Origin of the sequence: Paenibacillus foliorum, from assembly GCF_013141765.1 — a bacterium.
Lineage (GTDB): Bacteria > Bacillota > Bacilli > Paenibacillales > NBRC-103111 > Paenibacillus_S > Paenibacillus_S foliorum.
The window spans coordinates 76,056-90,780 of the sequence record NZ_WHOD01000100.1 but is presented as its reverse complement, the minus strand read 5'-3'; the positions used below and the strand labels follow the sequence as shown (position 1 = coordinate 90,780).

The window sequence follows — 14,725 nt, the reverse complement described above, 5'->3', positions numbered from 1 at the left end:
TCTGCCGCTAAACCCGTTGTCGGTGCTGTTGCGTTCTTTGGCGTGACTTCAAAAGAGATATACTTACCTACGTCTTCATTCTGAAGCACATACGTTAAGCTGGTCGCTCCTGCTATTTTCGTATGATTTGTAAGCTGTGCGTCATCCGAGCGGTACCATTGATACGTCGTACCGTTCTCGGCATCTCCGTTAGCATCCTCATACGTATAGCTGCCTGTTAACATTTGACCTTCTGTGGTTACTCCATTGATCGAAACATTCTTTGCGACAGGAGCCGCAGGGGCTTTCACTACGACTGTCGTAGCTGCACTCTCTGCCGCTAAACCCGTTGTCGGCGCTGTTGCGTTCTTTGGCGTGACTTCGAAAGAGATATACTTACCCGCGTCTTCATTCTGAAGCACATACGTTAAGCTGGTCGCTCCTGCTATTTTCGTATGATTCGTAAGCTGTGCGTCATCCGAGCGGTACCATTGATACGTCGTACCGTTCTCGGCGTTACCGTATGGATCAGTATAAGTATAAATACCCATCAACGTCTGCCCTACAGCTACTGCACCACTGATGGAAACGTCGGAAGCAGTCGGTGGGTGTTTAGCTCCTGAACTTGATGAACCTTTACCTGATGATGAGCTTCGTGTCGTAGTTGGTTCTGGTGTTGCTGTTGACGAAGGTGGGTTTTCAAATGTTGACCCTGGAATGTTTATCGTCGCCGCAACAATGGTACCTTTACCCAATATGGTAACTACCGCATCCAGGACAAGCGAATTTACGGTAATCCCCTGACTTAAGTTAATCGATGTTCCAGCAGCCGCAGATCTGACGTTCATGGTATTAATACTACCTTCCGGCAGATCCACTTGAGCCTGAATTGAACTTACATTCACCGTGTCAAATGAACCTTGCAGAGTCACTTTCGAACCCGCGGGCAAAGCCGAGCTTACATTTACATTCCCAAAGCCAAATCCTGATGCGCTTGAGTTTTTGATCGTTGCCGGAGAATTCACGATAACTAAGGCTACCGTTGTTACGCCTTCAGATACAATTCTGACAACGCCTGTCCCTGATTGTTTATCGATAACTACGTCAACAAGTACAGAGTTATTAAAGTGAATACTGTTCTCTCCGCCACCGCGGATCGTTACTTTTCCTGTAACCTTTACATTCTCTAAAAAAGCATCCCCCGAACCGATGCCTTCACCCAAAAGCAAGTCTCCATTGATCACCATGTTTCTTAAAGTGACTCTTGGTGCATTGACGGCAACGTTCTGATTAACAGTCTCTACACCTTCTATTGGCCCATAGGTGCCTGCTTGGTCGTATGCAACCACATGCGCTTGCGCTTGTGCTCCCGCTGCTCGATCTAAAGTAACTACTGCTTCTGCACGAGTAATAAATGCTGTTGGTTTAAACTTATGATCTGAACTGTAGCCTTGCATAATTTTCGCGGCAACTACCGCGTTAATAGCATCCTTGCTCCAACTGTTGAGCTCAGCTGCATCCGCGATGACTGCATTTCCCTCGGTATGAGTCGTGTTCAATTTCAACAGCCTACTAACAATAACAGCTGCTTCTTGCCTGCTAATAGGGAGGTTCACACCTATAGTGCCATCCTCATAACCAGTAATATATCCTGCATGTACCGCTTTCGCGATATCAACGTAGGCCCAACTGCTCGATGGCACGTCACGAAATGATATTGCAGATTGTGCGGTAAACCCAAACGCCCGGTTGACCAATACGATAAACTCTGCTCGGGTAATCGGGCTGTCTGGCTTAAAGCTGCCATCTTCATACCCTTTTACAAAGTCCTTATCGATCCATGCAGAGATTTGATTTTGTGCCCAATGTCCCTGAATGTCCGTAGCATCAGATGCTTTGGCTTGTACAGCCGCTCCAAAGTATGAGAACAATAAACATGCAATAACAATGAATACAGTAGAATTTTGAACCCATTTCTTTCTCACAACACGCCTCCAAAGTTTTTCTGTCATAAAAGCTTCATTAATAAAGTCCCAATGACGGGAAAACGAAATTAAGATAACAAAGGCCCTATATAAGCTTATAGAACTATAAACCCCATTCTTATTTATCCTCTACCGCATATGTTTAGTAAACTCCTCATACACCTCGACATAAAAATTAAAGCGATCTTAGCCATTTTCCGCTTCCAAACTTTGGGCCTACCTCATCACATCATTTTTCGCCATTTGTTACTACTATACGACTATATTTGCTATAAAAAAATCCCCCAAATGGGGGATCGTAAACACTCGACGGCTGAGGATCTCTAGCTCCTAGGCATATCGCAGCGCTTGGAAGCGGTTATTGACTTGCGCCTTTCTGTACACGTTTTAATATGCAATTTGACGGTCTCACTCGTGATAAACCATATACAATTACCCGTTGGTTAAGAAAACGGCAGCCATTATACTTGCCACCATCTCCTCATCATAGTTGTTTATTAAGCTATCGTACTCCGTCGTATTATGAGGTCAGCCAGTATTTATTGGTTGACCACTTTTGTTATTGTGGTGTATTTGTCAGTAGCCGGAGCAGATCGGTCGTTCTCCTAGGATAACAACCCGTCGCTAAAACTGATCGCCCCCTACTTGTAGAAACCATGTTTAAGCTGGTTGAGACGAAAAGATCTCGCATAACAAGCGATGTTGTGGAACTATGAGTTGTAATTAGGGGTACCGGCAATCAAACTCTAGAAAGGGAGAGTGCTCATGAATCCAGTCATCGGTCTGGATATTTCAAAGGGAAAAAGTGATAGCCAGATTTTCTTAGATAAGGGCCACCCATACGGTAAAACATTTCGTTTTCTGCATAACCGGGAAGGACTTCAGCAGCTTCTAAACACCATTTTAGACATTCAGAATAAGACCGGAAAATCCCCCACTATTATCTTAGAATCAACAGGTCATTACCATCAGGCTGTTATTTAGTTTCTCGAGGAGCAACGCATCTTATTTTTAGTTGTAAACCCCCTTATCTCTCACCAAGCTAAGAAGTCTACTCTCCACAAAGGTGAAAACAGATGCCGTGGATGCCTATCAATTATGCGAACTGTACTACAAAGAGGAATTTGAGGATCATAAACAAAGAGGAATCCAGTTGCTGAGCCTCCGACATCTAACACGTCAGTACGACTCACTTACAGAAATGTATGTGCAGGTTAAACTACAGTTCCAAGCAGTACTGGATCAAGTCTTTCCAGATTAAAGAGGGATCTTCGGTGATCTCAAAAGGAAGGCTCTTTAGCATGCCCTTTTTTCAGTATAAGACCTTTGTCAGATTAATTTAAGAGAAAAATGTTGACAAGATGTTAGCTGGTTTTAGTTGAATCCCACAAACAGAACTTCTCTCACAAGAGTAACATCATGTTCTTGCCTTGCACGTACTTCAGCAAGTTCAATTAGTGCCAATACGTCTTTTGCGGTAGCCCCTCCTGTATTCACAATAAAGTTCGAATGTATCTCAGAAAATTTCGCCCCACCGATACTGTGCCCCTTTAATCCACAAGATTCAATCACCTCAGCAGCAAATAAAGGTAACGGATTTCGAAATACGCTACCACATGAGGGTTGTTTAAGAGGTTGGGTCCGCATACGCTTTTCTTTAAACATCCTTGTCCTTTCCACAATAACAGTGCGGTCGCCATGTAAAAGGGAAAATGTAGCCTCCAATACAACCCATGGATTATGTTGTATCACCGAATTACGGTAGCCAAAGTTAAGGTCTTTAGCCTCTAACGTTATGAGTTCCCCTGTCTCATTCATAACCAGCGCTCGTGACAATGTCTGGGAAATGTCTGAGCTGTGAGCGCCAGCATTCATACAAACCGCGCCGCCAACAGTCCCAGGGATTCCACCAGCAAATTCTAACCCTGTAAAACCGTATTTGGCTGCCTGAAGTGATAATGTTATTAGCGAATAACCTGCCCCAGCAGTAACCCCATCATCTCGAAAGGAAACGGTATCAAATGCTCCCGAAAGACGCAAAACCGCCCCATGAAATCCTTCGTCAGAAACCAACATATTGGATCCTTTGCCGATTATCATCCATGGTATTCCTGTTGTATTAAAAATACAGATACATGCAGAAACTTCTTCTACAGAACGGGGAAAGACCACTAAATCACATAGACCTCCGATTTTCCATGTTGTATAAGTATGTAATGATGTATTTGGTGTAAATGGAACACCTGACCTCTCAAGCGCCGCGTTCACTTCTTGCATGTTTGTCCCCCACAATAGCCTTTTATCTATAATATTCTATTTTCCTCACTTTCTTCCTTTAATTTTCTCAACTATCCTATCCATTAAGCTAATAAAAACAAGGAGCAGCTGCATTTGCATATCTGCTCCTTCTTTTGTTTAACAATAGTTTCCCGTTAACTTAATTCTTTAACTGCGATACTATTGTTTTTAGTTCAATTAAGCCATCTATTACTATATCAGCCTGAGAAAGTTCATCTTCTTGTGCAAAATCAAAATTACATCCTATTGCAACTAAACCATTATCTTTAGCCGCATTTATATCCGAAAGGCGGTCCCCTATTACTGCTCCATTGGTAATACCATACTTTTCTACAATAGTCTTAACTAAATCTGATTTATTCAACGATTCAATCTGCTGGATACTAAATGTCTCAGTAACCCAATTATCCAAATTATAATAATTCACAATCGCTGTTAAATATTCCGTTAAACCATTACTTGCTATGTAAATTGAACAATTATTCTCTTTTAAATAACCGAAAACTTCCTTTACATTAGGATATAAAGCACCTTTCCCGCTTCTTATATTTTCAATTAATCTTTCCAGAAAATAAGCATCAGTTTGTTCTCTTACTTCACTGGAATGGTTGGGTAACAAAGCTTCCCATACTTTGGGCAAAGGTACACCCATAATTTCACGGTATTTATCAATAGGAGTTTCTTTATCCCATTCATTTAGTGACCTCAAATGATTAAAGGCATCTTCGAGTGATATTTCTAAAATCTTATCTGTTTGAAAAAGTGTTCCATCCATATCAAAGATGAGTGATTGAACCATTGACTTCCTCTCCTTTTCTAATCCTCTACAACAAAAATATGTTTTCCCTATATTACCAATCTTAGATAAATATATACATATTATTATGGAAAACCGCCGTAGATCACCAGAATTATAATTAAAAACAAATAAGTGCCTAACCTTGACCTATCCAAAGTCAAAGTTAAGCACTGTTTATTATTTCGACATAAAAAATTTACAGCAATCCACAATGAGCACGTAAGCTGTTTCTATGCCAAATACGGAATCCCAGGTAACTTTGATACATCCAAAGTTACTCATAATAATCTAATGTTTATAACCTGAATTGATATTAATCCCGCCAATAATTTCAAAAAATGGCAACGTACCCCTTCCTCATTAATTACTTCAACTGATCTAGCAGAGCTTTAATCTCAGGATTCAAGTCAAGAGCCCGTAAAATAATAGTAAGTGACTCTGCTTTCGTAGACGATGCATCTGGCGCAAAGGTGCTTGCTGTACGCCCTTCTACTATTCCAGCATTAGAAGCTGCCTTGATTTGAGCTGCGTTCCAAGAACCGGCGATATCCGTAAATGTTCCAGCATTTCCTTTAGTTGCACCGTTCAGATCTACGAGTCTGCTAATAATAGCAATGATCTCAGCGCGAGTAATCGTCATGTCCGGCTTGAATGTACCATCTTCATAGCCGTTGATAATTCCCTGTGAAGCAAGGGCACTGATTGCTTGTTTTGCCCAGTGATTATTTATATCCGAAAGGACAGATGTACTTGAAGCGGAATGCACGTTAAATAGTTTGGCCATGATGGTTGCAAACTCTGCACGAGTAATGCTCGAATTCGGGCGGAAGCTGCCATCTTCATAACCGGTAACCACACCAAGCTTCATAAACAGGTTAATCGTATCTTTACTCCAGTGATTAGAAATATCAGAGAGCTGAATATTTACCGAGTTCGATTTAGCTTGGGCAATAGCATCTTTCAGGAATGAAATCACTTTCAAGAGATTTCCATTATCCGTAGGTGTTGCCGGTGCCGCTGGCGTCGATGGGGTTATAGATGCTTCTGGTGTTGTTGGTGTCATAGGAGTAGTCACATTTGTTGAACTGCTTCCTCCTCTTCTGGATGACGAATACCCTGTTACTGTGATATTCAATTGCACCGATTGATTACCGTAAGTTGCAGTAGCAACCGTAGTCCCCGCGCTTATTGCACTAACCACTCCATTGCTAATGGACGCCACACCAGTATTACTGAAGGTCCAAAAAAGATTACTCGTAACATCACGCGTGCTGTTATCCGAGTAGGTTGCCATTGCTACCGTTGTTGCCGATGATCCTGTTTGCAAAGAGAGAGTCGATGGTGTTAAAGCCAGTCCAATTAGACTTGGGGCTGCGATGGGAACATTCATAGGAGTTCCACTTGCTTCTAATGAATAGGGACTATCTTCTGATTCGTTGCTTGCCTTTACTGTGAAATAATAGGTAGTGCCGTTTGATAACCCTGTTACGTTGAAAGAAGTGCCGTTATTTAAGGTTATTGCAGGCGTTACATCGTATACACCTGGAGCTGTTCCTTTATAAACCTTATAATTCGTTGCTCCTGCAACACTATTCCAGCTTAAGATAGCCTGTCTATCCCCTGCAATTGCAGTGAGTCCCGTTGGAGCTTTGAGCGCAGGCCGTGTACCCGCGTTTACTACAATACCTGAAGCTTCTACATTGTTAACATCAACAACGATAAGCTTATATGTATAGGGGGTACTCGGGTTTATGTTCATATCGGTGTAAGTATTACCCGTTACCATTTGTTCAGCACCGTCACCACGACGAATCACAATATGCTTGAAATCTTCGAAATTCGGATTCGTCCAGTTCAAGGTAATAGAATTAGCAGTGGCCGAGTACTTTGCTTCGGTAACGTTGGGAATAGGTGCCAATACTTTGAAGGAACGAGTTTGCGCCGTCTCTACGTTTCCAACATTATCTGTTGCATAGTAGGATAAATTATACTCGCCGGCTGTCGTAATATTAAGAGGAGCACCCTGTGCGATTGCAGTTAATGGCCCACCGTTCAATGAATATTTTATATCAGCTACACCGCTACCAAGGGTATCCATGCTTGAAAAGGTGAGAGTCACGCTGCCATTCTGGTAAATCACGGAATCAGCGGTGAGTCCATCTAAATTCACGGAACTAACAGGAGCTGTCGTATCCAACTTCAGTACTAGTGTTTTATCGATCTCCTTATTTCCTGTACTATCAACAGACCAATAAGTAATCGTTCTATGGCCATCACCATTTATTGTAAAAGGTGCGGAGTATATGATTTCAGGACTGTTAGAACCTGAACTGTCGGTTATTATGTACTTTGTGACGATGGTATCACCTACTGTAGCGTCCGTCGCATTAAGCGTTACAGTAACACCTGACGCATACCAGCCACCTGGTCCAACCGTTCCTGCAAGGGCTGCAGTTGATACCGGAGGAATTGTATCACGTCCAATGACCGTCAACGTGAAAACTTTGGAGTCCTGAAACCCGCCTTTACTAAATGTTGCAGTCAAGGTAACTGTTGACTGACCTACATCCGGACGAGTTACTGTGCCAGCGATACTAATAACTTGAGGAGTATCGATGACCCATGTTAATGAATCTAATGTACTCCTAAGACCCGTCGAATCTAAAACAATATTTTGCGTTATATGATTGGAGCTGTCGCCTTCCTTATAACCAATCTGTAGGTTTGTTTTAGTGTCGGCTACGATTTGGTCAGGGGTACGCGCTGGTACTGCAGCGATTACTGTTAAGGTGAACGTTTTCGTCTCCAAAACTGTACCTTTACTTATGGTTGCCGTAAGAACAACGGTTGCATTTCCAGCGGCTGAACGTGCTATCTGAACAGTAAAAGGAGTGGAAGGAGTGGGAGTGGGAATTGGAATCGGAATCGGAATCACGGCATGATTGTCTGAGGACCAAGTAATGTTGTCTACAGTACTGCCTAGTCCTGTAGAATTAATAATGATGTTTTGTGTTACGTAAAATTCACTATCCCCGTCCTCATATCCAATCTGTAGATTTCCTTTTACTTCGGCTACCAAGTCTGCATCTGTTGGGTCGATTCTTACAACCTTAACCACGAATATTTTACTATCCGGAGTTGCAGAACCATAAGATAAATTTGCAGTAAGAACAACGGTTGCATCACCTATCAGGTATGCAGGTCGATTTACTGTGCCTGTATTGTCAATAACCGTACTATTACTAGAATCCCACGTAACCGTCACTCCATTAACGATCGTAGGAAGCGTAAGATTACTTGTCGTGCTCATTGAACTATCGCCGCTGCTGTAACCAATCGTCAATGCAGACTTTGCAGTTTGCAGAACAATATCATCGTTAGATGGCACAACTGCGAAAGCGGAAATAGGTGCAAAAATACTAATAATCATAAGGTATAATGATAAAACAACTAACGATTTTCTGTATTGCATTGGGTTGAATAACCTCCGATATTTAGCTATATTTGTTTTATTCTACGGTTCATTCTATCACAAGCAAAACCAACACTCTACATTTTTCGACAAATGGATCAACCTGCTAATCGTATAAAGATGAACAGCATTCCTAAAAGGATACCGTCTATACTGTGACACAAAGAAAAATAGGGATACCGGATTATTTCCAGTATCTCTTTTGATTTGGACGAAGTGAAGGCAGCCGATCCTAATTAGGTCGGCTGCCTTCCTACATATGCAGCATCTCTTATTGCAGTTGAAGTTGATAGAGGCGAATTTCAGCATAGGAGTTCCATTGATTCACACTGTTGCCGTGACCGGTGATTCGGATATACCGGGCATCATGTTGCTTCAAATACGTTTTCTCGATATTAATGCTTTCACCACTGCTCTTACCTGAATATGCCTTATACCAGGTCTGGCCATCCAGCGAGGTTTCGATATCATATTTGAAGCTGCGCTCATTTCCTCGAATAAAAGCAATTCCAACACTATTAATAGTCTTTACTTCCCCAAGATCAAGCATAATCCATTGATCACCTTCTGCACTCCAGTAAGTTTCCAGATTACCATCGATAGCTTTATCCTCTGTATTTCCTTTGTCGGTTTGCGAGGCACTTGCAGAAACACCTGAAATATGGAGCTCAGTCAAACGCTCCTCTCCGTTAAGAGGCACTAGTCTGTAATTGAAATGATAAACACTCTTTAATTCAGGATTAGACAAAGAGGAGACAATAAGCTTCGTTATACCAGGAACCTCGTCTGCAGGGATGACTTGTACAGCATACAGTGCTTGATCATAGTTAAATTTTAAGACGGGCACGTCCGTACGATTAAGCGGCAAGTTAATATCATAGTTGAATGTCAGCTCGTCAAAGCTTGCCAAAGGCACACCATCTACATACACACTCTGAACGGCAGGAATCGTAAGTGCGCCATCCGCAATGCTCCACTGATCTAGTGGAGTGCTTGCACGCGTAGTGTCTATATCCTCTAAAGCACCAATAATCGGGATCATGGTTACCGTTAATCTCATATCCTTTACTTGATCCAGCTTGATAAATAGTTTGCGAATGCCATCATTCTGATGCTGCTTGGGTGGATTAGGCGATTCCGGCAGCGGCTTCGCATCCATAACACCAAACCTCACATCAATCGGTTGGTTTGCTGCATCGCGAGCATCGCTATCCAATCCAACCCAGAGCTTTTCTCCACCTTTGCTGAAGATTGCTGACTTGCCATCAGCACTCACTTGAATACCAGCTTCTGTATGCATAAACCAATATGCAGTTGATGGACTTAAGAAGGACACCTCGTCTTGAATCGTAACTCTCGTACGGTTCGATGCGAGCATCACACCCCGCTTAGCCTGAGAGACATACCTGTCGTACGCCTCCGTTAGATTTGCAATCGCAAATCCGCCAGACGGCTTGCTTACAACCTTCTCTATCTTGGAGAATGCCTTAATATTCTGCTGTGCGCCGCCATCGGGATTTATGACTAATGTGTTGTGCCCCTCCGGATTCAAGCGATAATAAGTTAAACGTTCCTTATCGTAATTCGAATAGCCCGGTAGATTATAATCATCTTTGCCTAGGTCAATTGCCCATTGCTGTCCCAGGGCCTCAAATACGAAGCTGCCTAGGTCATAATGTCCGTGGCTGACTACGTTATTGCCAGCTTTTAATCCTAAGAAGCTTGAATTAGGATCTCCCCATTTGCTTCTGTACGTTACTACCTCTGTCCCACTGAAATATTGATCCAAATCCAGCGTTTGCCCAGGGATATAAAGGGCGGGGTCATACCATAACATTTCGAATTCAGAGCCGGCATTCTTGAATTTATTCTTATTATCTAGGTGCACAGAGGCTAATAATGGATCCCCGTATTTCTTCGCTATCCATAGTTCTTCAGCGGACATTACCTTGTTGCTTGAGGCATCACCATAGTTTAGTGCACCTACTGCTCCACTTAAGTATGTTGGGAAATAGGCTGTCTTGATAAACCCGGGTGTTTGGTCATAACCATAGCTTGTACCTAACGCTGTTTCCAGAGAAGAAATAAATCGTACAATGTACTCTAATGTGTATTTCCAGTAGCTTGGGCCTTCCGCCCATGCTCCATCAGGTGTAAATTCTAGTAAGATATAGTCCTCTAATGCGTTGAACGCAATATCCAATATCTTTCCACCGAATTGCTGCATCGTTACTTTTTCTTTTGACGGCAGTAAGATTTCCCTGTCCAGGTCTCCGATCGCCATCAAGGTAAGAACTGAAGCTCCGTTACATACCGCATTCCAGTTATTCGTTCTTGGGTACGTGTGAATCCACCATATATTTTTGTTATAGGCCTCCAGTGTTTTAACAAGACCCTTCTGGATCATAGCTTCCTCAAGGATGCTTCTTTGCTCTGGCGTCCATGCGTCATACAGCCAGTCATACGCAATAGCAAGACCTTCCATGAATTCCGCCGTATTCAGAAATTCATTTTCTTCATTCCAGTTATGGAATTGTGATACTGTATAGACTTCATCCCAGACCCGCTGCTTATATTGTTCCTTCTTAGCAGCATCATTGCTAAGATGATAGAGCATCCCCAGGTTAATAACGAGCGGTCCCACTTGTCTTGAACTGATCATTCTTCTTCCATCCGGAAGAGCATCAGTAGGCAGCGCCATATTCAGATGCTTCTCACCTTGCTTCTGAATATCTTTATACCACTTGTTGATCGTAGCTTCTTCAGACCGGATCATCGTCTTGAGACGAGCAAAATCAGATGAAGTTGCGAGGATTCTCGGGTGAGACACATTGTTATTCTTCAATTTAGCAATGGCTTCTTCTCCAGTCGGTCTATCATAAACAATCTCTTTTATCGCTTCCTCGATAAAGAACTTTTCATTATCCTGGGGCTTTATACGTTCATCTACCTTATCAAGGGCATTGTCAAACGGTTTCGGCATATCGCCTATGACAATGAGCCCTCTGCCTTTATAGTCCGTATACACCTGTTTATGAAGTATGGTTTCCACTATGTCTAAAGGAACCAACACATCATCGGATGTAAACTGAATATGGGGAGTAGGATGTACTTTGCCGGCAATCACCGCATGATTTTTAGTAATCGTGATGTTCCGACCATCGACTTTTGCATGTGCACTTTGTCCATTGATTTGCAGGTCAACACCGAAATATTGGCTTACAAAACGAAGGGGTACGATAACCTCTCCCTCAACTTTTTGCGGTTTATTGTGCTCACCGATAGCATTAACCGTTCTAACATTATCCTTCAGCACATTGGGGCTATTCACGACCATGGCCAAAGCACCCGCAAGACGATTCTGAACGGAGATGCCAAGGGCATTGTCAAATTTCATTAATGAATCCGGTACATTCATCTCTCGTAATTCTTCCATCGTCTTCAGCTCATTACCTTCATACACCCTCATATTATCCAGCAATGTTGTAAAGTTTTTGTTGCCGTAGACATCTGTTGTCAGATCCGCCTGCGAGTTTCGTTTTGCCCGAACCCGCAAGTAATTGATACCTGCTGCATTGCCGCTATTCTTCAGGATAATCGAATTTATCTTTTTGACTCCGTCTACATAAACAGAGACCATCTGCACATCAGGTTTAAAGTTGATCACAAATGAAAGTCGGTACCACTGGTTCATGTTTAATGGTATTTTACTGCTTTCAACTTTTAAAGTACCATCAGCCCCTAGGCTTCCTAGTGTAATGCCCTTATTATTGCTGTCTTTGACTTCGAAAAATTTGCTTCCATTGAAATCCAGTGACTTGATATCAAAATCAAAGATGAGCTCACCTGTTAAGTCTTCCGTTCCGAAACGTTTGGCAAGGCCTACATCGGGTTGATCTGCTACAGATTCACTAATTCTCAGCGATACGCTTGACCCATTGGGAGCCGTATATTCGTCCTTCAGTGCACCGCTTGATTTCTTCACATCTGTTATGCCTGTCATTTCAAACCCGTTCGGTGGAGTACCTGTTTGAGTATAATCTTCAAAATCTTGATATAAGTGTACATTGGTAGTGGATGCTGCATAAGCTGGAAATATACCCAAAATTCCGCTGAACCCAAAGATGATACTTAACAATAGACTTGTACGTTGAAGTATCTTTCTCCGCACACCCATCCTCGTTCACCCCTCTTGTACTGGTTTACAGATTTCAATATCGTTTTCTTTGACCACAATTTGATAGTGTCCGCCATAATTGAACTCATAGCAGCAATCACCCACGAATTGAATATTTACATCTGGTGCATGGTCCCCTTTGTAAGGAACGAGAACAGTCAATAAGGTAACCGTACCGCTGTAAGTTCCTTGGAATCGGACTCTTGTAGCGGCTCTCGCAATATCATTCACATCGGACAGCCTTCCCGGCAGAAGATCTACTTCTTCCCGTGGATACGTATATATGGCAAGATTAGCAATGTCATTTGTGGCTATGACAGCATCCGATGCTGCCTTTACCTCTGTATAATCCAAATGAAAGTACCGTTGGACACTATTATGCTCTAACCCTTCAACCCGATCTGCAATAATGACTATTTTGTTATCCACCATTGCAATATGACGATGATGTACAATTGGTTCATAATTCATATGGTAAGCGCTTGCTACTTGAAAGAAGCCTCTATCTTCCACATTGTATATTTCCCCGATCTTCTGTGGACCATATCCAAATGAACTTAAATATTCAAAGTGATCCCTCTCATCAATTAAAAGAGTGGAATGATAGTTAGAGCTTTTAAATTGCTTGCGATCTTCATCATCCCTATAGCAGAAAATACCCGGATCACATATCATATTTTTCCCCAGTGCTGTAAAATCAAAGCTCATGAGATCGATATGTGCATGAAAATTTTGTATCGGACTTCTGCATGTAAACAAAAAGCTCAGTGCCCCGGAGTCCCATCCACTGCGAATAATCGCTTGATGAAGAGTTCGATTCCAGAACGTTGTCAATTTATCACACTCATAATGCTTGCCTTGAAGGGTACCCAAATCCTCATAGAACCGCTGCACATCTAAAGCACGCCACACATGCTTGCTTGCCTCATGCATGGTCTCCCGAATGTCGATCAGATTGTTTCCGAGCCCTAGCCAAGTCAGTTCATCTAATGCGAGATAGCCATAAACCCCACCCATAATAGCCAAATTATTCGCATGGGAATCTCCCACGGGCACACATTTTCCTGTTGGTCTCAAGGAGTAAATGGAATAGTCGAGGTTCTTACGAAACAGCTCCATATACTTATCTGAGAACTGGAAATTAAACCGCTTTGCCAGTACGACAGCAAGACCAAACCAGAACATACAGCCATTATGATAGGAAGGACAACCTTCGATCTGACCACCGTCTTCTGTCAATTGCGCAGAACAGCATCTTTCGATACCCTCTATCGCGAAGGCTTTCCATTCCTCAGCTTCTTGCAGCTCCGGAAAATAAAGCGCAGTTGTCAGTATGCCAAGACATTCCATGAGAAAATGGTTATGATCCGCCTTAGGCCAAAGTATCGGCGATACCTTGCGCAAGATCTTAATCTGCTTGTAAACAGCCCCTAAATATTGTTCCAATACTGCCTCTGTAAACATCTCTGTATGTCCCAGATGCTCTAATACTAGTGGCCAAGTCTTGTAATTTCGGATTCCAAGTTCTAATGCTCGCAATGGATTGCATTCCTTAAAATACCCGATTGGATAGTCAATCATGTCATCATGGATCTCTACCGTCTCGATCCAATGCAACATCTCCTCAATAACTTTACGCCCATATTTTTCGTCTTGCGTCAAGGAGTATGCTTCCAACAAATCCTGCCAGTGATTCATTCGATTGAGCTGCCAGAGATATTCATTATCATTATGTCTTCGCTCCAACCAGCAAGGCGGATTCCCTACAAATTCACGCACACCACCTGTGCCTGGGAGCTTAATCATTCCCTGATAAGCTTGCTCTGCATTTGCTATTGTTTCTTGTACGAGTTCAGGCATGTTGTCAGAAATGTACTTGCCTTTGACTGCCATAGGCTCTAATCTAGACCGCAGACTAGCTAATAATTCTCTAGTAGATATCGGTTCTTTCAACAAGGCTTGTATATTCATCTTTGCCTCCTTAAATAGGCTGTAGATCGTATCATTCTCTACAG

Annotated in this window: 6 protein-coding genes and 1 pseudogene; 1 reads left to right on the top strand and 6 read right to left on the bottom strand. The window is 42.5% G+C overall.

What is annotated here, in order from left to right:
• Positions 1–1,964, bottom strand: a 1,964-nt coding sequence (locus GC093_RS26200) for an S-layer homology domain-containing protein (RefSeq protein ID WP_171654868.1), incomplete at its 3' end; no start/stop codon positions are given.
• 765 nt (positions 1,965–2,729) lie between these two features.
• Between GC093_RS26200 and GC093_RS36155 the strand changes: the two are divergent.
• Positions 2,730–3,222: pseudogene (locus tag GC093_RS36155) on the top strand (IS110 family transposase); the annotation flags it as partial.
• Positions 3,223–3,338: 116 nt separating this feature from the next.
• On the opposite strand, the gene murB reads toward GC093_RS36155, so the two are convergent.
• From murB to GC093_RS26165, 5 genes are all read right to left on the bottom strand, one after another.
• On the bottom strand, positions 3,339–4,241 hold the full coding sequence (gene murB / locus GC093_RS26185) for a UDP-N-acetylmuramate dehydrogenase (RefSeq protein ID WP_171654866.1): 903 nt from the start codon (positions 4,239–4,241) through the stop codon (positions 3,339–3,341).
• A gap of 160 nt (positions 4,242–4,401) precedes the next feature.
• A complete protein-coding gene (locus GC093_RS26180; protein WP_171654865.1) occupies positions 4,402–5,061 on the bottom strand; it encodes an HAD family hydrolase in 660 nt (219 codons plus the stop codon).
• Positions 5,062–5,425: 364 nt separating this feature from the next.
• Entirely contained in the window at positions 5,426–8,533 is a 3,108-nt protein-coding gene (locus tag GC093_RS26175) for an immunoglobulin-like domain-containing protein (protein WP_171654864.1), read from the bottom strand.
• Positions 8,534–8,804: 271 nt separating this feature from the next.
• Positions 8,805–12,671 (bottom strand): discoidin domain-containing protein, encoded by a 3,867-nt coding sequence (locus GC093_RS26170; protein ID WP_216624819.1) that lies wholly within the window; start codon positions 12,669–12,671, stop codon positions 8,805–8,807.
• A 45-nt stretch (positions 12,672–12,716) separates the two neighbouring features.
• Positions 12,717–14,681, bottom strand: a complete 1,965-nt coding sequence (locus tag GC093_RS26165) for an alginate lyase family protein (RefSeq protein ID WP_171654862.1) — start codon at positions 14,679–14,681, stop codon at positions 12,717–12,719.
• Positions 14,682–14,725 lie beyond the last annotated feature (44 nt).